The organism is Agrococcus terreus (genome assembly GCF_014645235.1).
GTDB lineage: Bacteria > Actinomycetota > Actinomycetes > Actinomycetales > Microbacteriaceae > Agrococcus > Agrococcus terreus.
In genome coordinates this window covers 1,956,928-1,977,375 of record NZ_BMLM01000001.1, presented here as the reverse complement: position 1 = coordinate 1,977,375, position 20,448 = coordinate 1,956,928, and the positions used below count along the sequence as shown (strand labels likewise).

Below are 20,448 nucleotides of genomic sequence, written 5' to 3'. Positions count from 1 at the left end.
TGCTCGGGACGTCCGCGGGCTGCCGGTGGCAGGATCGGCCCTGATGGAGCAGCGCGACCTGATCCCCTCGAGCATGGGCGCGGCCGAGTACACGGCCCGCATCGTCGACTTCGAGCCGCACGACTGGTGGCGCATCGAAGCCGCGTCGTTCCGCGACGACCACGGGCTCCGCGACCACCTGGTGCGCGCCGCGCCTCGCGCGATCGCCCTGCGGCTGCGCAGCGAGCGGCGGGAGGCGAGCCCCGTCGTGGACCGCATCCTCGTCGTCCCGCGGCTCGCGGCGATCATCGGATCGTTGACGCTGCCGATCGTCTGGGGGCTGCCGCTCCTGTTCGGCGCGCTCGTGCGGCGCGACGAGCTCGACACGCTGGAGCTCTTCGGCGTCGTCGCCGCGGTCTCGGCCGTGCTCGGGCTCTGGTGGCTGCTCACGGAGCTGCGCGGCGAGCGCGCCGGCTCGAAGGATCGCGTCGCCCAGCTCGTGCGGTTCGTGCCGACGGTGCTCGGCGTCCTCGGCCTGGTGATCGTGCTCTGGCTCGCGCCGCCGGAGGACGGATCGGGCGTCTGGGGCTGGGCGATGGTCGCCGATCTGCTGGTGAGCGGCGGGGTGCTCGCGCTGACGTACCGGCGCGCCACGCGGCCGGCGCACGTCGACGAGCACCGGGCTGCGCTGCTCGCCCGCGTCGAGCGCCTGCCCGAGCCGCGGCGCGCGGCCATGCTCGCCGACCGCGCGGCAGCGATCGACCTGCTCGAGCAGACGGGCGCGATCGACGCCGCGGATGCGCGGCGGGCGCGCGGGAGCCGGCTCGGCGAGCTCGGCCACACGATGGCGCCGGTCACCGACCGCTGAGGTCGCGGCGCGCGGCCCTGCGAAGCAGGTACCGATCTGCGGGCGGGCGGGCCGCGCACCCGCAGATCGGTACCCGGAATCGAGCTTGCGAGGCATCGGCGTGGCCGGATGCGATGAGGGGCGCCCGCGTCGCATAGGTTGCATCCAGGAGCATCCGTCCGCCAGCACCCGAGGAGTCCCGTGACCGCTGTCGCCCGCATCGGCATCCCCGCCCGCCTCTCCGCGCTCGAGGGCGCCGACCCGCGCGTGGCGCTCGCGGACGGGCTGCTGCAGGCGATCGTCGCGCTCACCGAGGCCGACGGCGTGGCCGTCGAGGTGATCGGGCCCGACGACGCCGACCTCGCCCGGTTCGACGGCTTCGTGCTGCCCGGCGGCGGCGACGTCGACCCGGCGCTCTACGGCGGCGACCAGGACGCGCCCGTCTACGACGTGAACCCCGAGCAGGACGCCTTCGACCTCCGTGTGCTCGAGCACGCCCGCGCCGCCGAGGCGCCCGTGCTCGCGGTCTGCCGCGGCCTGCAGGTGGTGAACGTCGCGCTCGGCGGCACGCTGCACGAGGACCTCGCCGCGACCGACGACGCCCACCGCATCGCCGCGGGCGACGGCGCGGGGGAGGAGGGCCTGTTCGCGTGGCACGAGGTGGCGGTCGCGCCGGGCGACCCGCTCGCCGACGCCTACGGCACCGACCGGCCCGTGGTCGCCTCCGCCCACCACCAGGGGCTGCGCGACCTCGGCCGCGGGCTCGAGGTCGTCGCGACCAGCGACGACGGGCTCGTGGAGGCCGTGCGCGCCACCGAGGGCAGTTGGCTGCTGGGCGTGCAGTGGCACCCAGAGGTCGCGCGGCCGGCATCCGCGGATGCCGGGGACGACCGCCGCTCGGTGCCGTTCGAGCTGCTGCGCGCCGCGGTGGCCGAGCGGCTGGCGCTCGCGGACGCGGGCCGATGAAGGCCGGCATCGCGCTGGTCGTCGGCGGCCTGCTGCTCGGCGCGGCCGCGGTGGTCGGCGGCACGCTCGCCGGCATCGCGGCGGACGAGCAGGGCGCCACGGGCTCATCGATCCCGTACTTCGCGATGCTGGCGGTCGGTGTCGTCCTGCTGGCGGTCGGCGTCGCGCGCCTCGGGCGCATCCGCGCCGAGCGCGCCGCCTGAGCCGCGGCCCTGCACGGCGCGACATCCGCGCCGCTCGTGGACCCGATCCTGATCCGTGGACCCGAAGGTTCGGGTCTACGGCGCAGGATGGGGTCCACGAAGGCCCCGCCCAACGCGCTGTCAGCCGCCCCGCGCACACTGGAGCGCATGGCGCGCGGCACCGAGCATCAGGCCACACGCGAGCAGAAGCCCTGCGAGCACTGCGGGCGTCCGTTCCAGGACCGCAAGCGCTGGGCGGGCCGCGACCAGTGGGACGAGGTGCGCTACTGCTCGCGCGCGTGCCGCTCGGCAGCCGCCGCGCAGCGACGGCGCGAGCGGCGGGCGTCGTGAGGGCCGCGCTCGTCCTCGGCACCCAGCTGCTCGAGCGGCATCCCGCGCTCGCCGACGGCGACATCGACGAGCTGCTGCTCGTGGAGTCGGCGGCGCTCTTCGACCGGCTGCCGTACCACCAGCACAAGGTCGTGCTCGTGCTCTCGGCCATGCGGCACTGGGCGGCCGCGCGCGAGGCCGAGGGCCGCACGGTCAGGTACGTGCGGCACACCGAGGGCCGCTCCTTCGCCGACGGCGTCGCGCACCTGCTCGACGCGCACGGCGCCGAGGGCCTCGCGTGGATGCGCGCCGCCGATCGCGGCGTCGACCGCCGCATCGACCGGATCGCCGGGCGCGCCGACGTGCAGACGAAGCAGTACGCCGACCGCGCGTTCGTCACGCCCGAGCCCGAGCTCGACGCCTGGTTCCGCGACCACCCGAAGGCCCGCATGGAGGACTTCTACCGCTGGCAGCGGCAGCGCACCGGCATCCTCATGGAGGGGGAGGGCCCCGCGGGCGGGCAGTGGAACTACGACCACGACAACCGCGAGCCGCTGCCGAAGGGCGGCATCGCCATCCCACCCCTGCCGACGATCGAGCCGGACGAGATCACGCGCGAGGTGATCGACGAGGTGCGCGAGCGGTGGCCCGATCACCCGGGCGACGCGCGCGACTTCTGGCTGCCGGTCACGCACGCGGATGCGCGGGGCTGGCTCGCGGCGTTCGTCGACGAGCGCCTCCACGACTTCGGCCGCTACGAGGACGCGATGGCGGCCGAGGAGCCGTTCCTGTTCCACTCCGTGCTGACGCCCGCGCTCAACACGGGCCTCCTGACGCCGTGGGACGTCGTCGACGCGGTGCTCGAGGCGACCGGCGATGTGCCGCTGCCGTCGCTCGAGGGGTTCCTGCGGCAGGTGATCGGCTGGCGCGAGTACATGCGCGGCATGTACCGCGCGCATCCCGAGCTGCAGGACGCGAACGCGCTCGGGCTCACGCGCGAGCTCGAGGCCTGGTGGTACACCGGGGAGGGCGTGCCCGATGATCTGCCGATCCCTGTCCGCGTCGTGCTCGAGCGGGTCGTCCAGCACGGCTACGCGCACCACATCGAGCGGCTCATGGTGCTCGGCAACTGGTTCCTGCAGCAGGGCTACGCGCCCGCGAGCGTCAACCGCTGGTTCCTCTCGCTCTTCGTCGACGCGTACGAATGGGTGATGGTGCCGAACGTCTTCGGCATGAGCCAGTACGCCGACGGCGGCATCGTCGCGACGAAGCCGTACGTCTCGGGCGGCGCCTACCTGCAGCGGATGGGCCGCTGGTGGTCGGGCCCGAAGGCGGCGAAGGAGTCGGCGTTGACCGACGGCTACTGGGACTTCCTACAGCGCCACGAGGCCGTGCTCGAGGGCAACCACCGGCTCGCCCGCCCGCTCGCGCAGATGCGGTCGCGCCGGGAGCCTGCCTGACGGGTCCCTGCGACCGACGCGGCGCGCCGCCCGGGCGCCGGGTGCGTCCCGGTCAGTGCCGTTCGGCCCAGTGCGGGCTGCGCATGAGCCCGAGCACGTTGCCGAAGGGATCGACCACGGAACCCGTGCTGAAGCCCGCTTCGCGCTCGGTCACCGGCTCGTGCGGCGTCGCGCCGCGCGACAGCAGCTCGTCGACCGCGGCCGCGACGTCGTCCACCTGCCAGTAGGTGGTCGAGGGCCCCGCGCCGCCCGCGCCAGGCGCGTACGAGCGGTCCATGATGCCGAGCTCGTCCTCGTCGGGACCGAGGCGGAACTCGACGTACGCGGCCGGCCCGTCCTCGGGGCGCCGGAAGTACGGCGCCGTGCCGAGCGCCTCGGCGTACCAGGCGGCGGCCGCGTCGACGTCGTCGGCGGTCAGCACCATGGTCGTGAGTCCGTGCATATGGGTCATCGTCGTCCTCCTCGCGTTCCGTGCTGCCACCATCCCTCGCACCACCCACACGAGCGGCCGGGCCCGGCGGAGGATCCAGCCTGCGCCTCTGGCCGGCGACCGAGGGGCGGGTTCGCCGTGCGGCTGACGGCTCGGTTCGGGGAGCTCGACTCCACCGGGACCTGGCGGATCGTGGATGCGTGGGGCGCCTACGACGGCGTCCACGGCAGCGGTTCCCTCGTCGGCACGCCGACGGCGACGGGGATCGACGACCGGTACGTCGGCACCGCGCGCTGACCGACGCACCGCCGGCATCGCCGGCACACCGAGCGGCCCCGGGGAGCCCGGGCCGCTCTCGTGTGCGCCGCCCTTGCGGCAACCCTGCGCCCGCCCTGCGCCAGCAGTTTCAGAACGACGTTACGCTTGCGCCGATCGGGCGCCACGACGAGGTGGACGGCCGGTCGCGCGGCACGATCGCGCCGCGCACCACCAGCAAGGAGTGATCATGCACAAGAAGGTCCTCGCGGCCGCGGCCGTCGCCGCGTTCGCGGTGCTCGCGGTCGCCGCGCCAGCCCAGGCGGCGCCGCCGGAGAAGGCTGCCATGAACCAGGAGGCCTACTGGGAGGCGCTCGGCTACGGCGACTGCTCCAAGGTGGAGCTGCCCGACGGCGTCAGCAGCTACACGCTGCCCGAGCTGACGTGGCCGAACGACTACTCGCTGCTCGTGCTCAAGGCCGGCTCCGGCGACGGCGCGCGCGACGTCATCATGTGGCCGGACTCGGGTGTCGCGTACACCCACTCCACGGGCAAGGACCTCAGCCACATCATCTCCTGCACCGTCGAGCGGCTGAGCTGACGCTACCGTCGAGCGCCCCGCGCATGCGTGCGCGGGGCGCTCGACGCGTGCGCGCGATCTGGTGCGTCGACCATCTCAGTTGTGCACAACTGAGTTGTGTGCAACCATCGATGCATGCCCACCGCCGACCCCGCCGTGCGCGTCACCGACCAGATGGTGTGCTTCGCGCTCTACTCGGCCTCGCGCGCCACGTCGCAGGCGTACCGCGCGCTGCTCGAGCCGTGGGGCCTGACCTACCCGCAGTACCTCGTGCTCGCGACCCTCTGGGTCGAGGGCCCGCGCACCGTGCGCGACCTCGGTGAGGGCATGCAGCTCGACAGCGGCACGCTCTCGCCGCTCCTCGCCCGCATGGAGGCCGCCGGCCTCGTGCGCCGCGAGCGCGGCGGCGCGGATGCTCGGGTCGTCACCGTGCATCCCACCGACCGCGCGCTCGAGCTCCGCGGCGAGCTGCGCCACATCCCGGCAGCCATCGCGGCGGCGATGGGCCTCGGCAGCGCCGCGGACGTGGAGGCGCTGCTCGCCTCCCTGCACGGCGTCGCCGCATCGCTGCACGCGGTCGCCGACACCGCTCCGACGGGCTCGGGCACGACCGACCCGGCATCCGCCCCCACCGCCTGACGGCGCCACCGCGCCGACCCGCCGCGCTCGACCGAGCCGGCCATCCGACCACCGACCCCACGAGGAGAGGAACGACCATGGACGTGCTCTACACCGCAGAGGCCCTGTCGACCGGAGGCGGCCGCGACGGCCGCGTCATCACCGGCGACGGCCGGCTCGACCTCGCCATGGCCGTGCCGCAGGAGATGGGCGGCTCCGGCGAGGGCGCCAACCCCGAGCTGCTCTTCGCGGCCGGCTACGCCGCCTGCTTCCACTCCGCGCTCCAGGCCGTCGCCCGCTCGAAGAAGACGAAGCTCGACGGCTCGAGCGTCGGCAGCCGCGTGCAGATCATGCCCGACGGCGACGGCGGCTTCCAGCTCGGCGTGCACCTCGAGGTCGTGCTGCCCGGCGTCGAGGAGGGCCTCGCGCAGGAGCTGGCGGACGCGGCGCACCAGGTGTGCCCGTACTCGAACGCCACGCGCGGCAACATCGAGGTCACCGTCGCCGTCTCGGACGACTGACGTGGCCGCGCCCGGCGGCGCCGCCGCTCCGCGCTCGCGCGCGGCCGGCGCCGCGCGCACCGCGGTGCGCGTGCTGCTCGGCGCGTTCCTGCTGCTCGCCGGCATCGGCCACCTGACGTTCGCCCGCGAGGAGTTCCAGGCGCAGGTGCCGCCGTGGCTGCCGCTCGACCCCGACGTCGTGGTGGTCGCCTCCGGCATCGTCGAGCTCGCGCTCGGCCTCGCCCTGCTGCTCGCGCCGCGGCGGGTCCGGCCGATCGTCGGCATCGTCGTCGCGGCGTTCTTCGTCGCGATCCTTCCCGGCAACATCGCGCAGTGGGCGGAGGGCCGCGACGGCTTCGGCCTCGACTCCGACGCCGCCCGCGCCATCCGGCTCCTGTTCCAGCCCCTGCTCGTCGTCGTCGCGCTGTGGTCGACGGGCGGATGGGCGGCCATCCGCCGCCGCCTCCGCGACCGCCGCCGCTGAGCGCGGCCGCCACGCACACACCCACCAGACCCCGATCGAAGGGAGCGCACCATGCGCGCCATCGTCCACGACCAGTTCGGCGAGCCCGAGGACGTCCTCCACGTCGCCGAGCGACCCACGCCCGAGCCCGGCCCCGGCCAGGTCCGGGTGCGCACGACGCTCGCCACCATCCACAACCACGACCTCTGGACGGTGCGCGGCACCTACGGGTTCAAGCCCGAGCTGCCCGCCGCATCCGGCACCGAGGCCGTGGGCGTCGTCGACGCGCTCGGCGAGGGCGTCGACCGCTTCGCCGTGGGCGACCGCGTCGTCGCGGGCGGCGTGTTCGGGGTCTGGGCGGAGGCGTTCGTCGCCGACGCCGCGACCCTCACGCCCGCGCCCCAGGGGCTCCCCGACGAGGCGGCCGCGCAGCTGGTCGCGATGCCGTTCAGCGCCATCAGCCTCATCGACCAGCTCGGCCTCGAGCCCGGTCGGGTGCTCGTGCAGAACGCCGCGAACGGCGCCGTCGGGCGCATGGTCGCGCAGCTCGCCCCGGCACGCGGCATCCGCGTCATCGGTCTGGTGCGGCGCGCCGCCGCGGTCGACGAGCTCGCGGAGGCGGGCATCGGCGACATCGTCGCCACGGACCAGGAGGGCTGGGCCGACCGCGTGCGCGAGCTCGCGGGCGACGCGCCCATCGTCGCGGGCGTCGACTCGGTCGGCGGCTCGGCCGCAGGCGACGTGCTCTCGGTGCTCGGCGAGGGCGGCGAGCTCGTCGTCTTCGGCGCGATGGCGCAGCCGACGCTCGAGCTCTCGTCCGGCGACCTCATCTTCAAGCAGGCCACCGTGCGCGGCTTCTGGGGGTCGAAGGTCAGCCGCACGCTCGACGCCGACACCCGCCGGCGCCTCTTCGGCGAGCTCGCGCAGCGCATCGGCGAGGGCGTCCTGACGCTGCCCGTCTCGAGCACGCACGCGTTCGAGGACGTGGCGGAGGCGGTGCGCGCGAGCCTGACGCCCGGCCGGGTCGGCAAGGTGCAGCTGCGCCCGTAGCCGCAGCACGACGGAGGGCCGGATGCGCGATGCATCCGGCCTTCCGTCGTGCGTGCAGGCGTCAGCGCTGCTGCGCGGCCTTCGCCTCGGCGACCTGCGCCTCGACCTCGGCGCGCTTGGCCGGACCGTACGTCTCCTTGGTGACGAGGATGCCGACGAGGCCGATCGTGCCGGCGAGCACGAGCAGCAGCGAGGCGCCCGGCCAGCCGATCGCGCCGACGAGCGCGGCGGCGAGCAGCGGCGCGAAGCCGCCGATCGCGGCGGCGAGCTGGTACCCGAGCGAGGCGCCCGAGGTGCGCGTGGCGGTGCGGAACTGCTCGGTGAGCAGCGAGCCCTGCACGCCCGTGAGCGACGCGTGGATGAAGCCGATCGCGATGATGAAGACGGCCACGACGAGCGCCGGGACGCCGTCGTTCGTCAGCAGGTACATCGGGAAGGCGAAGACGATCGCGGCGATGCACGCGCCGATGTAGATCGGGCGGCGGCCGATGCGGTCGGTGAGCGACCCTGCGAGGAACGTCATGCCGATGGCGATGATCGACGCCGCCGTGATCGCGCCGAGCGCGATCGGCCGGAGCGACTCGTCGCGCCCCGCGAGGTAGTTCAGCAGGTACGTCGCGGTCGAGTAGTAGGTGAACGACTCGACGACGCGCAGCGCGATCACCCGCAGGATGCCGCGCCAGTCGTCGCGGAGCGTCGCGAGGAACGGGTTCTTCTCCGTCTTGCCGGTCGCCACGGCCTCCTGGAACTCGGGCGACTCCGACAGCTTCGAGCGCACGATGAGCGCCGCGATCACCAGGATGGCGCTCACGAGGAACGGCAGCCGCCACTTCCAGTCGCCGTCGAGCGTCGCCGAGAAGGCGAACATGGCGCTCGCGAGGGCGATGCCGAGCGGGTTGCCCGACTGCGGGATCGCGGCGAACATGCCACGGCGGTGCCACGGGGCGTGCTCGTAGGCCATCGTGATCGCGCCGCCCCACTCGGCGCCGAACGCGAGGCCTTGGATCATGCGGATGGCCGTGAGGATGATGGGCGCGGCGAGGCCTATCTGGTCGTACGTCGGCAGCAGGCCGATAACGAACGTCGCGGCTCCCATGACGATCATCGCGCCGACGAGCACGGGCTTGCGGCCGAAGCGGTCGCCCAGGTAGCCGCCGATCGCGCCGCCCAGCGGACGCATGACGAAGCCGACCGCGAGCGTGGCGAACGCGAGCAGGGTCGAGACCAGCGGGTCGTCCGACGGGAAGAACACGGTGCCGAAGTACAGCGCCGCCGCCGTGCCGTAGGCGATGAAGTCGTAGTTCTCGACGCTCGTGCCGACCGCGGCCGCGATGGCGGTCTTGACGCGATCCTTGGAGCCGAGCGGGCTGCGCCGCGTGCTCTCGGTCGTCGTGGTCATGGTGATCTCCTTCGATCGGTGCCGGGCGGGAGGCCTGCCGGCGTGCTGTGTCGTGATGGGGGCTAGGGGGTGAGGTCGTCGAGGGCGTTGAGCTTCTCGACCCGGCGACGGGTGTCCTCGTCGTCGTCGAACGCCGCGCCGAGGAACTCGCGCACGATGTCCGGCACGAGGGCGTGGGGCACGAGCCAGGCGCCCATCGCGATGACGTTGGCGTCGTCGTGCTCGACGGCCTGGTGCGCCGAGTAGGGCTCGTGGGCGAGGCCGCAGCGGATGCCGGGCAGCTTGTTGGCGGCCATGATGGCGCCCTGGCCGGTGCCGCACACGAGGATCGCGCGGTCGGCGTCGCCGCTGAGGATCGGCGCGCAGGTCTCCTGCGTGATGTCGGGGAAGTCGACCGGCTCCGAGCTGTGGGTGCCGCGGTCGATGACCTCGTGGCCGAGCGCCTCGATGGCGGCCCGGACGGCGTCCTTGAGCGGGAATCCGGCGTGGTCTGCGCCGAGCGCTACCTTCATGGGGTGCTCCTTCCGAGCGTCGCGGGCTCGAGCGAGCGCTCGACCTCCGCCAGGTGGGGGATGGATGCGGCGGCGCCGGGGCGCGTGACCGCGAGCGTGCCCGCAGCCAGCGCGGCGCGGAGCCGCTCGTCGAAGGGGCGGTCGCCGAGCGCCGCGAGGTAGCCGACGAACGTGTCGCCGGCGGCCGTGGTGTCGACGGCCGGGACGGCGCGCGTCGGTGCGCGGCCGGCGGTGCCGCCGATGCGGTAGGCGGCGCCGGCGGCGCCGAGGGTGCAGACGACGTCGGCGTCCGCGGCGCTCGCGACGGCGGCGACGAGCCCGTCGATGCAGGCGAGGTCGACCGCATCCGGCGCCTCCGCATCCATCGCCTTCGCGCCCGCAGTCTCCGCGCCGCCGACGCCGAGCAGCACTGCGACCGCGGCGAGCTCGTGCTCGTTCACGACGAGCAGGTCGACGTCCGGCACGAGCTCGTCGCGGCGCGTCGGCGCCGGGGCCGCGTTCCAGACGACCGCGGCGCCGGCGGCGCGGGCGGCGGATGCGGCGCGCCGGCTGACGGCGGCGGGCACCTCGTGCTGCAGCAGGAGCGCATCGCCGGGCCGGAGGGCCGCGCACGCGGCATCGACGGCGTCGAGCGGCACGTGCGCGTTGGCGCCGGCGGCGATGACGATCGAGTTCTCGCCCGCGTCGTCGATGAGCACGGTCGCGCGGCCCGAGCGCTCGCCGGGCAGCGCGACGACGCCGCTCGCGTCGACGCCGTCGGCGGCGAGCGCGCCGACGAGCCAGGCGCCGTCGGCCGCGCCGACCGCGCCGACCATCCGCACCTCGGCGCCGGCGCGCGCGGCGGCGATCGCCTGGTTCGCGCCCTTGCCGCCGAGCGCCGTCTCGGCAGAGCGGGCGCTGACGGTCTCGCCCGGGCCGGGCAGGCGCTCGACGCGGAGCGCGTCGTCGGCGTTGATCGAGCCGACCACGAGGATGCGGCTCATGCGGTGCCTCCCGCGGGTCGACGGTCGACGAAGGTCGTGGCGATGCGCTGCGACGCGACGGGCCGGCCGGCGATGACGTCGGCGAGCGCGGCGACGCCGAGCCGGCCGATCTCGGCGGCGTCGTTCACGACGGCGCTGATGCCGGGGGAGCGGAGGTCGAACCAGTCGAGGTCGTCGAACGAGACCACCTCCACCGCGCGCGCCTCGTCGCCGAGCCGCTGCCGCAGCGCGCGCATGGCGCCCGCGGTCATGAGGCCGTCGGCGCCGAAGACGGCGGTGGGCCGCACGCCGCGGTCGAGGATGCGCAGCATCGCGTCGGTGCCGGAGCCGAGCTGGAAGTCGCCCGCGTCGACGAGCGCGTCGTCGGTCGAGATGCCGTGGGCGGCGCGCCCCGCGAGGTACGCGTCGCGCCGCTCGACGCCGGTCGAGATGGCCGCGGGGCCGCCGACGAAGGCGACGTCTCGGTGGCCGCCGGCCTGCAGCCAGGCGAGCGCCTGCGCGACGCCCTGCGCGTTGTCGGTGCTCAGCAGCGGGGCGTCGAGCCCGCGCACGGCGCGGTCGACGAGCACGAGCGGCAGCCCGGAGGCGTGCAGCGACTCGAGCTCGGGCGAGCCGCCCTGCTGCGGCGCGAGCAGCAGCCCGTCGATCCGCTGCGAGGCGAAGGTGCGCAGGTACGCGGCCTCCTGGTCGCGGTCCTCGTCGGCGTTCGCGAGCAGCACCGTGTAGCCGAGGCGGCGCGCCTCCTGCTCGGCGGCGTGCGCGAGCTCGGAGAAGAACGGGTTGCGGATGTCGGGCAGCAGCAGGCCGAGCACGTCGGTGCGGGCGCGGCGGAGCGCGCGGGCGGGACCGTTGGCGACGTACTGCAGCTCGGCCGCGGCGGCGAGCACGCGGGAGCGCGAGTCGGGCGAGGTCTGGCTGCTGCCGGAGAGCACGCGGGAGGCGGTGCCGAGCGAGACGCCCGCTCGGGCGGCGACGTCCTTGATCGTGGCCATCGCCAGCACCTCCATGTGCATCACATCCGTGGAAACGTTTCCATGTGGAAACCTTTCCACACACTGCCAGAGGCGGTCGCGATCCGCAAGCCGTGGCCTTGACCGCAGCGCGCGGATGCGGCGTGATGGAGGCATGGACCCGCGCGTCGCCGTGCTCGTCGAAGGCGAGAGCGATCGGCTCGCGGTCCTCGCGCTCGCGCGGCTGCAGGGGCGCGACCTCGCGGCGGAGGGCGTCGAGGTCGTGGCGATGGCGGGCGTGACGAACACGCGCACCCACGCCCTCCGCCTCGGCCCGCGCGGTCGCGGGCTGGCGCTCGCGGGGCTGTACGACGCACCGGCGGCATCCCGCGTGCGCCGCGGCCTCGCGGATGCGGGGCTCGAGGCGGCGCTCGCGCTCGCGCCCGACGGCCTCGAGCGGATCGGGTTCTTCGGCTGCGACGCGGACCTCGAGGACGAGCTCGTCCGCGCGCTCGGCGCCGACGGCGGGGAGGCGGTGGTCGACGCCGAGGGCGACGGCGCCTCGCTCGCGCGGCTCGCGCAGATGCCCGCGCAGCGCGGCTGGACGCGCGAGCGCGTGCTGCGGCGCTTCTTCGGCGCCGGCGCCCGCCGCAAGGCGCGCTACGCGCCGCTGCTCGTCGAGGCGCTCGGCGCGGAGCGCGCGCCCGCGCCGCTGCGCGCCCTGCTCGAGCACGTGCGCGCGGACGGCGGCGTCCACGAGCCGATCAGACGGCGGGCGTAGCGTCGCGGGCGGAAGGAGCACCATGATCCCCACCACCACCGCCCACGCCGGCCTCAGCCTCCCCGTCGTCGGCTTCGGCACCTACCGCCTCAAGGGCGCCGGGGGCGCCGAGGCGATCGAGGGGGCGATCCGGGGCGGCTACCGCCTCATCGACTCCGCCTTCAACTACGAGAACGAGGGGACCGTCGGCGCCGCCGTGCGCGCCGCCGTCGCCGCGGGCACGCCGCGCGAGGAGCTCGTCGTCACGTCGAAGCTGCCCGGCCGCCACCACGCCCACGACGCCGCGATCGCGACGATCGAGGAGAGCGTCGCCCGCACGGGCCTCGAGCGGCTCGACCTCTACCTCATCCACTGGCCGAACCCCGGCCGCGGGCAGTACGTCGAGGCGTGGGAGGCGCTCATCGAGGCCAAGGAGCGCGGCCTCGTCGGCGCGATCGGCGTCTGCAACTTCCTGCCGGAGCACCTCGACCGGCTCCGGGAGGCCACCGGCGTGCTGCCGGAGGTCAACCAGGTCGAGCTGCACCCGTACTTCCCGCAGGAGGAGCAGCTCGCCTACGACCGCGAGCACGGCATCATCACGCAGGCGTGGAGCCCGATCGGGCGCGGCAACGACCTGCTCGAGCACCCCGAGGTCGTGCGCATCGCGCAGGAGCGCGGCGCCACGCCCGCGCAGGTCGTGCTCGCCTGGGCGATCGGCCGGGGCGCGGTGCCGCTGCCCAAGGCCGCCTCGCCCGAGCGACAGGCCGAGAACCTCGGCGCCGTCGACCTGCTGCTCTCGGGCGACGAGCTCGCCGCCATCACCGCCCTCGGCCGCCCCGACGGCCGGCTCGCCGACCAGGACCCGGCGCGCTACGAGGAGCTGTAGTGGCCCGCCGCGTGCTCATCACCGGCGCGACGGGCGGGATCGGCCTGCTGCTGTCGGATCGGCTGCGCGAGGACTACGACGTCGTCATGCACGGCCGGACGCCCCGGACGCCCGAGCAGGAGCGCGAGCTCCGCGAGGCGGACCTCACCGACTACGACGCCGTCCGCGCGCTCATGGAGGGCGTCGACGTCGTCGTGCACCTCGCGGGCAGCGCGAGCCCCGAGTCGACCTGGGAGGATGTGCTCGGCGCGAACATCGTCGGCGCGCGGAACGTGCTCGAGGCGGCGCGCGAGGCAGGCGTCGAGCGCGTCGTGTACGCCTCGTCGAACCACGCGATGGGCATGTACGACCGGCTCGAGGAATGGCCCGTCTACCCGCACCACCTGCAGCGCCCCGACTCGCTCTACGGCGTCTCGAAGGCGTTCGGCGAGATCCTCGGGCGCTTCTACGCCGACGAGCACGGGCTGTCGGTGGTCGCGCTCCGGATCGGCTGGATGACCGACGACCCCGCCTCGGCCGACCTCGACCTGCTGCACGCGATGTGGCTGAGCGAGGACGACGCGGAGCGGGTGTTCCGCTGCGCGATCGAGGCCGACGTGCGCTTCGGCCTGTACTACGCGATCTCCGACAACCCCAACCGGCGCTGGGACCTCACGAACACGATGCTCGACCTCGGCTACCGCCCGCAGGACTCGTGGTCGGACGTCGGAGCCGATCCCGCGACCCCGCACGGCGCACCGGTGCCCGACGACTGGCCGAAGGGGTCGTAGGCCGTCCTAGGCGCCGTGCGCGGCCCAGAGCGCCACGGTCGCGGCCACGACGGTCAGCGGCGCCGCGACGAGGCCGAGCAGCGCGTACCGGCGCCACGAGATCTCGACGCCGAGCCGCACGAGCCGGGCGTGCCACAGGAGCGTCGCGAGCGATGCCCACGGCGTGACGAGCGGACCGGCGTTCACGCCCACGAGCAGGGCGGCGATCCGGACGGGGGAGTCGGCGAGCGGCTCGAGCGCGAGGTAGGCCGGCAGGTTGTCGACGGCGTTGGCCGCGACGGCCCCGCCCATCGACAGCCGCAGCAGCGAGCCGAGGTCGTCGCCGCCGCCCGCGACCGCGGCGAGCGCGGCCGTGAGCCCCATCGCATGGGCCGCCTCGACGACGAGGAAGAGGCCGGCGGCGAACACGAGCAGCGGCAGCGGCACGAGGCCGATGCCGAGCGCCTCGCGCCGGCGCGCCGCGAACGCCGCCACGAGCACCGCGGCGGCGCCCGTGGCGGGGATCCACGGGTCGATCCCCGAGACCAGCAGCGGCAGCAGCGCGGCGACGACGACCGCCGAGAGCCGCAGCAGCACCGGATCCTCCACCGGCTCGGGCGCGTCCGGCACGAACCGGGCCGCGAGCTCGCGGCGGAACACGACGAGCATGACGCCGATCGGCACGAGCGTCGCCACGAGCGCCGGCGCCCACAGCAGGGCGAGGAACGCCCACGGCCCCTCGACCCCGAGCCGGTGCGCCGCCAGCAGGTTCGTGAGGTTCGAGACGGGTAGCCAGAGCGACGCGGCGTTCGCGAGCCAGACGGTCGCGAGCGCGAACGGATGCGGCCGCAGGCCCGCGTGGGCGGCGAGCAGCACCACGACGGGCGTGAGCAGCACCGCGGTGGTGTCGAGCGACAGGAACGCGGTCGCGACGACCGCGAGGGCCGCGACGAGCAGCCACAGCACGAGCGCGCGGCCGCGCGCGAGCCCGCTCAGTCGGCCCGCGATCGCCCGGAACAGGCCGGCCTCCGCCGCGAGCTCGGCCACCACCGTCACCGCGGTCACGTACGCCAGGATCGGCCAGACCCGCTCGCCGAGCGCCTCGGCGTCGGCCGCGGGCAGGAGGCCGGTCAGCGCCGCCGCGCCGCCGACGAGCAGGAGGCCGAGGCCGACGAGCGCGAGTCGCACGAGCCGACAGTAGTCGCGCTGGGCGGACCCTGCGCTCGCAGTGCGCGCGGTGCGCCGCCGGAGGCCGTACCGTTCTCACGTGAGCGCCATCCCTGACGGGCCGATCCTCGACGCCGCGTCCGCCGCGCCGCCGCGGTGGGAGCCTCCGTGGTGGGCCTGGGTCGTGGCGCTCGCGTCGATCTTCGCGGCCGGGCTCTCCGGCGTGCTCTTCGCGCCCGTCGGGAGCCCCGTGGCGCTCTGGTGGCCGGCCGCGGGCCTCGCGGTGCTGTGGGGCGTGCTGCACGGCCGCCGCCGACTGCCGTGGGCGCTGCTGCTCGTGCTCGTGGCCACGTTCGCCGCCAACGCCGTGGCCGGGCGCTCGATCGCCGTGTCGGGCCTGTTCGGCCTCATCAACGCGGCCGAGGTCGCGATCGTCGTCGCCGTGCTCGGCACGGCCGTGCGCGCGTTCCGGCTCTCCGGCCTCCGGCCCGCGGTGCGGTTCACCGTCGCGGTCATGGCCGCGGCGGTCGCGGCGGGCGTGCTCGCGGCCGCCGTCGTCGCGCTGCTCGAGGGCGGGGCCTGGTGGCCGACGGCGGCCTTCGTCGCCGCCTCGCATGCCGCCGCGGTGAGCATGCTCGCGCCCGTCGCGCTGCTGCCGAAGCCGCTGCCGGTGCGCGCCGGGCCGGTCGAGATGGTCGTGCAGGTCGTCGTGCTGGCGGCCGTGGTGCTCGCCGTGTTCTGGCCGGGCCAGACGCTGCCGCTCGCGTTCGCGCCCTACATCGCGCTCGCGTGGGCGGCCTTCCGGTTCCCGATCCGCGTCGTGCTCGCGGAGTCGGTCGTCGGCGGGCTCGCCATCCTCGTGCTGACGCTCCGCGGCGGCGGCCCCTTCGCCGCCGACGGCATCGACCTGCTCACGGGGGCGGCGCTCGTCGAGCTCTTCCTCGTCACGTTCTCGTCGGTCGCGATCGTGCTCGTCTCCGCCCAGTACGAGCTGCGCGCGCTCTCGCGCCGCCTCGACGCCTCCACGCGCCTGCTCACCGGCAGCCTCGTCGACGCGCAGGTCGGCCTCGCGATCGTCCAGCGCGTCGAGGGGGAGGCGCGGATCGCGTGGTCGAACCCCTCCGCCCGATCGCTGCTCGCCGACGAGCTCGACGACGCCGACGTCTGGGACGGTCCCGTGCTGCGCGCCGCCCGGGCGGCGCTCGCCTCGGGCGAGCCGATCACGGTGCGCGCGGCCGGCCGCACCATCACGCTCGCCGCCAACCGGATCGACGGCGAGGCCGAGCGCTTCGCGATCCAGATGATCGACCTCACCGAGGTGCTCGCCGCGCAGCAGGCGCGGCTCGAGGCCGAGATCGAGCACGACGCCGCCCGCTCCATCCGCGCCGACCTCGAGCGGCAGCGCGACGACTTCCTGGCGACCACGAGCCACGAGCTCCGAACGCCCATCACGAGCATCGTCGGCTACACCGAGCTGCTCGCCGACGCGGGCGAGCTGCCGGGCCGCGAGCGCGAATGGGTCGAGGCGATCGACCGCAACGCCGCGCGCCTCTCGCAGCTCGTCGAGGACCTCCTGACCCTCAGCAGCGCCTCCGCGGAGCCCGGCGGCACGCGCCGACGGGAGCCCGTGCGCTGCCGCGAGGTGCTCGACGAGGCCGTCGCCGCGCACGCCGCCCTGGCCCGCGGCAAGGGCGTCCGCATCGAGGTCGTCGCCGACGACGAGGCGGTGCTCGCGGTGCGCGCCGACCTCGCGCGCGCGGTCGGCAACGTGCTCGCGAACGCCCTCAAGTTCACGCCCGCGGGCGGCCGCGTCGCGCTGTCGGCGCACGACGAGGGCGCCGAGGTCGCCATCGCGGTCGCCGACACGGGGCCGGGGATGTCGGAGGCGTCGATGGCGCACGCCTTCGAGCGCTTCTACCGCGCGCCCGAGGCCGAGCGCGACAGCGTGCCGGGCACGGGCCTCGGCCTCGCGATCGTCGCGGAGCTCGTGCGGCGCAACGCCGGCACGGCGACGCTCCGCGCCAACGCCGACGGCGGGCTGACGGCGGTGCTGCGGCTCGCCTCCGCGGTGCCGGCGGCGCTCGGCGAGCGCTGACGCGGCTCAGCGCGTCGCGGGACCGAGCAGCGCGTCGAGCATGGCGGCCGCGTCGTCGTCGGCCGACGGCTGTCGGCTGAGCGCCCGCAGCACGACCGCGCCGATGAGCGCGTCGGCGAGGCGCGCCGCCACCCCGGGCCGCAGGTTGGCGGTCGTGCCGGTGCCGGCCTCGAGGCGGTCGGCGATCGAGGCCGAGAACGTGAGGCTCGCGTCGAGCCGCTCGGCGACCTCCGCGTGCTCGGCCGCGGCGCCCAGGAGCGAGAGCACGAGCCCCCGCTCGGCGTCGACGAGGGTGAGCACCGTGCGCAGCCACGCCTCGAGGTCGGCGCGCACGTCGCCCGTGTCGGGCACCGCGAGTCGGTCGCCGAAGAGCCGGCCCTCCATGAGGCACTCCGCCACGAGCGCGCCCTTCGAGCGCCACCAGCGGTAGATCGTCTGCTTGCCGACCCCGGCGCGCTGCGCGACGCCCTCGATGGTGAGGTGCTCGTAGCCGCGCTCGGCGAAGAGCTCGGCGGTCGCGGCGAGGATCGCGGCGCGCGCGGCCTCGCTGCGCACGGGGCCGGTGCGGGGGAGCGGCATGGTGCCTCCGGGGTGGGGGAGGAGCGGGCGGATGCTCATAGCCTAGACGAGACGGTGCGTGTTATCTTGGTCGCGCTTGTCGAGGACGGGAGCGCCCGTCCGGCGGTGCGCCCACAGCGGAGGGACGACATTGGCTGAGCTGCTGCACCGCATCGGGACGTTCGCCGCGCGGCGGGCGTGGACGGTGCTCGTCGCCTGGATGGTCGTGCTCGGCCTCGCAGCCGGCGGCTTCCTCATCGGCTTCAAGGGCCTCTCGTCGAGCTTCGACATCCCGGGCACCGCCTCCGGCGAGGTGATCGCCGAGCTCGAGCAGGAGCTGCCCGACTTCGCCGGCGCGACCGGCACGGTCGTGTTCCACCGCACCGACGGCCAGCCGATCGACGGCGCGCAGCAGGCCGCGATCGCCGAGGTCGTCGCGGGCGCCGAGGGCCTCCCCGACGTCTCGGGCACGAACGACCCCTTCGCCACGGAGGCGGAGCGCGCGGACCAGGCCCAGCAGATCGAGGACGGGCGGACCGAGCTCGAGGACGGGCGGGCGCAGCTCGAGGCCGGCCAGGCGCAGCTCGACGCCCAGCGCGAGCAGCTCGAGGCGGGCCAGGCGCAGCTCGACGCGGGCCAGCAGCAGCTCGACGCCGGCCGCGCGCAGCTCGAGGCCGCGGGCCTCCCCACCGCGCAGCTCGACGCGCAGCAGGCGCAGCTCGACGCGCAGCAGGCGCAGCTCGACGAGGGCCGCGAGCAGCTCGAGGCGGGCCAGCAGCAGCTCGACGAGAGCCGCGCCGAGCTCGAGGACGGCGAGGCGCAGCTCGAGCAGGGCGCCGAGCTGCTCGAGCTCGCCGACGGCGTCCGGCTCGTCTCCGAGGACGGCGCCACCGCTCTCGCCACCATCTCGTTCGACCTCACCCGCCTCGAGCTCCCGCAGGAGTCGAAGGACGCGGTGATGGAGCACGTGCTCGCGTCGCCCATCGACGGCATCGAGGCGTCGTTCTCGACCGACATCGCGCAGGGCGTGCCGGAGATCCTCGGCGTCGGCGAGGCGGTGGGCGTCGCGCTCGCCGCCGTGGTGCTCGTCGTCGTGCTCGGCTCGCTGCTCGCCGCCGCGTTCCCGATCGTCACGGCGCTGCTCGGCGTCGGCATCGGCGCGATGGCGGTGCTCTCGTTCTCTGGGCTCGTGCAGATGGCGTCGGTCACGCCCATCCTCGGCGTCATGCTCGGCCTCGCCGTCGGCATCGACTACGCGCTCTTCATCATCTACCGCCACCGCAAGCAGCTGCTGCGCGGCATGGACGTCGTCGAGTCGATCGGCCTCGCCAACGGCACGGCCGGCAACGCGGTCGTCTTCGCCGGCACGACCGTCGTCGTCGCGCTGCTGGCGCTCGCGATCACCGGCATCCCGTTCCTCGCCCTCATGGGCGTGGCGGGCGCGGTGAGCGTCGCCGTCGCCGTGCTCATCGCGACCACCGCGACCCCGGCGCTGCTGGGCCTCGCGGGCCGCCGGATCATCGGCCGCCGCGCGCAGGCGAAGGCGGATGCGGCGGCCGCCGCGTCGGAGGGCGCGACGCGCGCCGCGACGGCGGTGCGCCCGATGTCGACGCCGCGCGCGGTCGTCTCGGTGCTGCTCGCGGTCGCCGTGCTCGGCACGATCGCGATCCCGTCGCTCTCGATGCGCCTGGGCCTGCCCGACGGCGGCTCCGAGGCCGCCGACTCCACCGCCTACCGCGCGTTCACGCTCACCGAGCAGTCGTTCGGCGCGGGCGCCAACGGCCCGCTGCTCGTCACGGCCGACCTGCCCGACGGGCTCGACGACGACGCGGTGGTCGAGCAGCAGCTCGCCGTCGCGCGCGAGCTCGCCGCCCAGGACGACGTCGTCGCGGTCGCGCCCGTCGCGGTCTCGGACGACCACCGCCTCGCCGCGTTCCAGGTCGTGCCCGCCGAGGGGCCGAACAGCGAGTCGACCGAGGCGCTCGTGCGCGAGCTGCGGTCGCTGCCGCCCATCGACGGCGACGTCACGCTCGGCGTCGCCGGCCAGGCCGCGTCGAACATCGACATCTCGGAGGGCCTCGCCGACGTCCTCCCGACCTACCTCGCGGTCGTCGTGGGCCTGTCGTTCCTCATCATGGTGATGGTGTTCCGCTCGTTGCTCGTGCCGCTCATCGCGACCGCGGGCTTCGTGCTCTCGCTGTTCGCCACCTACGGCGCCGTCACGGCCGTGTTCCAGTGGGGATGGCTCGGCGACCTGCTCGGCGTGCCGCAGCCGGGCCCGATCCTCAGCTTCCTGCCGGTGCTCCTCGTGGGCATCCTCTTCGGACTCGCGATGGACTACCAGCTCTTCCTCGCCACCGGCATGCGCGAGGCGTACGTGCACGGGGCGCCGGCACGGCTCGCGGTCGCGCAGGGCTTCCGCGCGGGCCGCTCGGTCGTCATCGCCGCGGCGCTCATCATGATCGCCGTCTTCGCCGGCTTCATCGCCTCGGACTCCGTCATCATCAAGGCGATGGGCCTCGGCCTCTCGCTCGGCGTGCTCTTCGACGCCTTCCTGGTGCGGATGCTGCTCGTGCCGGCGATCATGCACCTCGTGGGGCGCGGCGCCTGGTGGCTGCCGCGATGGCTCGACCGGATCATCCCCGACGTCGACGTCGAGGGCGCCAAGCTCGAGCGGCGGCACCCGGCGCACTGACCGGGACCCGCATCGGGCTCCGGCCACGCACAAC

General features: G+C 75.0%; 23 protein-coding genes. 16 read left to right on the top strand and 7 right to left on the bottom strand.

The features are described from left to right. Positions 1 to 43 precede the first annotated feature (43 nt). From IEW90_RS09585 to IEW90_RS09565, 5 genes are all read left to right on the top strand, one after another. Positions 44 to 847: a hypothetical protein gene (locus IEW90_RS09585; protein WP_188717910.1), complete on the top strand. Its 804-nt coding sequence runs from the start codon at positions 44 to 46 to the stop codon at positions 845 to 847. Positions 848 to 1,027: 180 nt separating this feature from the next. Next, positions 1,028 to 1,792, top strand: a complete 765-nt coding sequence (locus IEW90_RS09580; RefSeq protein ID WP_188717909.1) for a gamma-glutamyl-gamma-aminobutyrate hydrolase family protein — start codon at positions 1,028 to 1,030, stop codon at positions 1,790 to 1,792. Continuing rightward, positions 1,789 to 1,995: a hypothetical protein gene (locus IEW90_RS09575; protein WP_188717908.1), complete on the top strand. Its 207-nt coding sequence runs from the start codon at positions 1,789 to 1,791 to the stop codon at positions 1,993 to 1,995. The genes IEW90_RS09580 and IEW90_RS09575 overlap by 4 nt, the downstream gene beginning before the upstream one ends. A 147-nt stretch (positions 1,996 to 2,142) precedes the next feature. Next, positions 2,143 to 2,325: a DUF2256 domain-containing protein gene (locus tag IEW90_RS09570; protein ID WP_188717907.1), complete on the top strand. Its 183-nt coding sequence runs from the start codon at positions 2,143 to 2,145 to the stop codon at positions 2,323 to 2,325. Next, complete coding sequence (locus tag IEW90_RS09565) at positions 2,322 to 3,764, top strand: cryptochrome/photolyase family protein (protein WP_188717906.1); 1,443 nt, start codon at positions 2,322 to 2,324, stop codon at positions 3,762 to 3,764. The genes IEW90_RS09570 and IEW90_RS09565 overlap by 4 nt, the downstream gene beginning before the upstream one ends. Positions 3,765 to 3,816: 52 nt before the next feature. Here the strand turns inward: IEW90_RS09565 and IEW90_RS09560 are convergent, their stop codons facing one another. After that, a complete protein-coding gene (locus tag IEW90_RS09560; protein ID WP_188717905.1) occupies positions 3,817 to 4,215 on the bottom strand; it encodes a VOC family protein in 399 nt (132 codons plus the stop codon). Positions 4,216 to 4,332: 117 nt separating this feature from the next. Here IEW90_RS09560 and IEW90_RS09555 point away from each other — a divergent pair, with 117 nt between their 5' ends. The 6 genes from IEW90_RS09555 to IEW90_RS09530 all read left to right on the top strand — a co-directional run bounded on the left by IEW90_RS09555 (position 4,333) and on the right by IEW90_RS09530 (position 7,660). Then, on the top strand, positions 4,333 to 4,491 hold the full coding sequence (locus IEW90_RS09555) for a hypothetical protein (protein WP_188717904.1): 159 nt from the start codon (positions 4,333 to 4,335) through the stop codon (positions 4,489 to 4,491). A gap of 208 nt (positions 4,492 to 4,699) precedes the next feature. Beyond that, positions 4,700 to 5,050, top strand: coding sequence for a hypothetical protein (locus IEW90_RS09550; protein WP_188717903.1), 351 nt, complete (start codon positions 4,700 to 4,702; stop codon positions 5,048 to 5,050). Between the two features lie 114 nt (positions 5,051 to 5,164). After that, the gene (locus IEW90_RS09545; protein ID WP_229679582.1) at positions 5,165 to 5,668 is read left to right on the top strand and encodes a MarR family winged helix-turn-helix transcriptional regulator; all 504 of its coding nucleotides are present in this window, start codon (positions 5,165 to 5,167) and stop codon (positions 5,666 to 5,668) included. A 77-nt stretch (positions 5,669 to 5,745) separates the two neighbouring features. Continuing rightward, on the top strand, positions 5,746 to 6,168 hold the full coding sequence (locus IEW90_RS09540) for an organic hydroperoxide resistance protein (RefSeq protein ID WP_188717902.1): 423 nt from the start codon (positions 5,746 to 5,748) through the stop codon (positions 6,166 to 6,168). Between the two features lies 1 nt (position 6,169). Continuing rightward, positions 6,170 to 6,631, top strand: coding sequence for a DoxX family protein (locus IEW90_RS09535; RefSeq protein WP_188717901.1), 462 nt, complete (start codon positions 6,170 to 6,172; stop codon positions 6,629 to 6,631). 51 nt (positions 6,632 to 6,682) lie between these two features. Beyond that, entirely contained in the window at positions 6,683 to 7,660 is a 978-nt protein-coding gene (locus IEW90_RS09530; RefSeq protein WP_188717900.1) for a zinc-binding dehydrogenase, read from the top strand. Positions 7,661 to 7,721: 61 nt separating this feature from the next. Here IEW90_RS09530 and IEW90_RS09525 read toward each other — a convergent pair whose 3' ends face one another. The 4 genes from IEW90_RS09525 to IEW90_RS09510 all read right to left on the bottom strand — a co-directional run bounded on the left by IEW90_RS09525 (position 7,722) and on the right by IEW90_RS09510 (position 11,546). Then, the gene (locus tag IEW90_RS09525) at positions 7,722 to 9,059 is read right to left on the bottom strand and encodes an MFS transporter (RefSeq protein WP_188717899.1); all 1,338 of its coding nucleotides are present in this window, start codon (positions 9,057 to 9,059) and stop codon (positions 7,722 to 7,724) included. A 62-nt stretch (positions 9,060 to 9,121) separates the two neighbouring features. Continuing rightward, positions 9,122 to 9,571, bottom strand: a complete 450-nt coding sequence (locus IEW90_RS09520; protein ID WP_188717898.1) for an RpiB/LacA/LacB family sugar-phosphate isomerase — start codon at positions 9,569 to 9,571, stop codon at positions 9,122 to 9,124. Beyond that, positions 9,568 to 10,554, bottom strand: coding sequence for a PfkB family carbohydrate kinase (locus IEW90_RS09515; RefSeq protein WP_188717897.1), 987 nt, complete (start codon positions 10,552 to 10,554; stop codon positions 9,568 to 9,570). The genes IEW90_RS09520 and IEW90_RS09515 overlap by 4 nt, the downstream gene beginning before the upstream one ends. Beyond that, entirely contained in the window at positions 10,551 to 11,546 is a 996-nt protein-coding gene (locus IEW90_RS09510; protein WP_188717896.1) for a LacI family DNA-binding transcriptional regulator, read from the bottom strand. Before IEW90_RS09510 ends, IEW90_RS09515 begins: the two co-directional genes overlap by 4 nt. 133 nt (positions 11,547 to 11,679) lie before the next feature. On the opposite strand from IEW90_RS09510, the gene IEW90_RS09505 reads away from it, so the two are divergent. From IEW90_RS09505 to IEW90_RS09495, 3 genes are read left to right on the top strand one after another with little or no spacing between them, the layout of a single operon-like run. Beyond that, on the top strand, positions 11,680 to 12,285 hold the full coding sequence (locus tag IEW90_RS09505; protein WP_229679581.1) for a TOPRIM nucleotidyl transferase/hydrolase domain-containing protein: 606 nt from the start codon (positions 11,680 to 11,682) through the stop codon (positions 12,283 to 12,285). 22 nt (positions 12,286 to 12,307) lie between these two features. Continuing rightward, positions 12,308 to 13,150 carry an aldo/keto reductase gene (locus IEW90_RS09500; protein WP_188717894.1) on the top strand — a complete coding sequence of 281 codons (843 nt, stop codon included), beginning with the start codon at positions 12,308 to 12,310 and terminating at the stop codon, positions 13,148 to 13,150. Continuing rightward, entirely contained in the window at positions 13,150 to 13,920 is a 771-nt protein-coding gene (locus IEW90_RS09495; protein WP_188717893.1) for an NAD-dependent epimerase/dehydratase family protein, read from the top strand. The genes IEW90_RS09500 and IEW90_RS09495 overlap by 1 nt, the downstream gene beginning before the upstream one ends. Positions 13,921 to 13,926: 6 nt before the next feature. Here the strand turns inward: IEW90_RS09495 and IEW90_RS09490 are convergent, their stop codons facing one another. Further along, positions 13,927 to 15,087: an SLC13 family permease gene (locus tag IEW90_RS09490; RefSeq protein WP_188717892.1), complete on the bottom strand. Its 1,161-nt coding sequence runs from the start codon at positions 15,085 to 15,087 to the stop codon at positions 13,927 to 13,929. Positions 15,088 to 15,166: 79 nt separating this feature from the next. On the opposite strand from IEW90_RS09490, the gene IEW90_RS09485 reads away from it, so the two are divergent. Beyond that, positions 15,167 to 17,161: an ATP-binding protein gene (locus tag IEW90_RS09485; protein WP_188717891.1), complete on the top strand. Its 1,995-nt coding sequence runs from the start codon at positions 15,167 to 15,169 to the stop codon at positions 17,159 to 17,161. A 6-nt stretch (positions 17,162 to 17,167) separates the two neighbouring features. Here IEW90_RS09485 and IEW90_RS09480 read toward each other — a convergent pair whose 3' ends face one another. Then, complete coding sequence (locus IEW90_RS09480) at positions 17,168 to 17,740, bottom strand: TetR/AcrR family transcriptional regulator (RefSeq protein ID WP_188717890.1); 573 nt, start codon at positions 17,738 to 17,740, stop codon at positions 17,168 to 17,170. A gap of 130 nt (positions 17,741 to 17,870) precedes the next feature. Here IEW90_RS09480 and IEW90_RS09475 point away from each other — a divergent pair, with 130 nt between their 5' ends. After that, a complete protein-coding gene (locus IEW90_RS09475; protein WP_188717889.1) occupies positions 17,871 to 20,414 on the top strand; it encodes an MMPL family transporter in 2,544 nt (847 codons plus the stop codon). The last annotated feature ends 34 nt before the right edge of the window (positions 20,415 to 20,448 follow it).

Excerpts from the sequence above, each read along its gene's own strand:
- IEW90_RS09585 (WP_188717910.1), top strand. The coding sequence starts at position 44 with ATGGAGCAGCGCGACCTGATCCCCTCGAGCATGGGCGCGGCCGAGTAC.
- IEW90_RS09575 (WP_188717908.1), top strand. The coding sequence starts at position 1,789 with ATGAAGGCCGGCATCGCGCTGGTCGTCGGCGGCCTGCTGCTCGGCGCG.
- IEW90_RS09570 (WP_188717907.1), top strand. The coding sequence starts at position 2,143 with ATGGCGCGCGGCACCGAGCATCAGGCCACACGCGAGCAGAAGCCCTGC.
- IEW90_RS09560 (WP_188717905.1), bottom strand. The coding sequence starts at position 4,215 with ATGACCCATATGCACGGACTCACGACCATGGTGCTGACCGCCGACGAC.
- IEW90_RS09550 (WP_188717903.1), top strand. The coding sequence starts at position 4,700 with ATGCACAAGAAGGTCCTCGCGGCCGCGGCCGTCGCCGCGTTCGCGGTG.
- IEW90_RS09545 (WP_229679582.1), top strand. The coding sequence starts at position 5,165 with ATGCCCACCGCCGACCCCGCCGTGCGCGTCACCGACCAGATGGTGTGC.
- IEW90_RS09540 (WP_188717902.1), top strand. The coding sequence starts at position 5,746 with ATGGACGTGCTCTACACCGCAGAGGCCCTGTCGACCGGAGGCGGCCGC.
- IEW90_RS09530 (WP_188717900.1), top strand. The coding sequence starts at position 6,683 with ATGCGCGCCATCGTCCACGACCAGTTCGGCGAGCCCGAGGACGTCCTC.
- IEW90_RS09525 (WP_188717899.1), bottom strand. The coding sequence starts at position 9,059 with ATGACCACGACGACCGAGAGCACGCGGCGCAGCCCGCTCGGCTCCAAG.
- IEW90_RS09520 (WP_188717898.1), bottom strand. The coding sequence starts at position 9,571 with ATGAAGGTAGCGCTCGGCGCAGACCACGCCGGATTCCCGCTCAAGGAC.
- IEW90_RS09515 (WP_188717897.1), bottom strand. The coding sequence starts at position 10,554 with ATGAGCCGCATCCTCGTGGTCGGCTCGATCAACGCCGACGACGCGCTC.
- IEW90_RS09510 (WP_188717896.1), bottom strand. The coding sequence starts at position 11,546 with ATGGCCACGATCAAGGACGTCGCCGCCCGAGCGGGCGTCTCGCTCGGC.
- IEW90_RS09505 (WP_229679581.1), top strand. The coding sequence starts at position 11,680 with ATGGACCCGCGCGTCGCCGTGCTCGTCGAAGGCGAGAGCGATCGGCTC.
- IEW90_RS09500 (WP_188717894.1), top strand. The coding sequence starts at position 12,308 with ATGATCCCCACCACCACCGCCCACGCCGGCCTCAGCCTCCCCGTCGTC.
- IEW90_RS09480 (WP_188717890.1), bottom strand. The coding sequence starts at position 17,740 with ATGCCGCTCCCCCGCACCGGCCCCGTGCGCAGCGAGGCCGCGCGCGCC.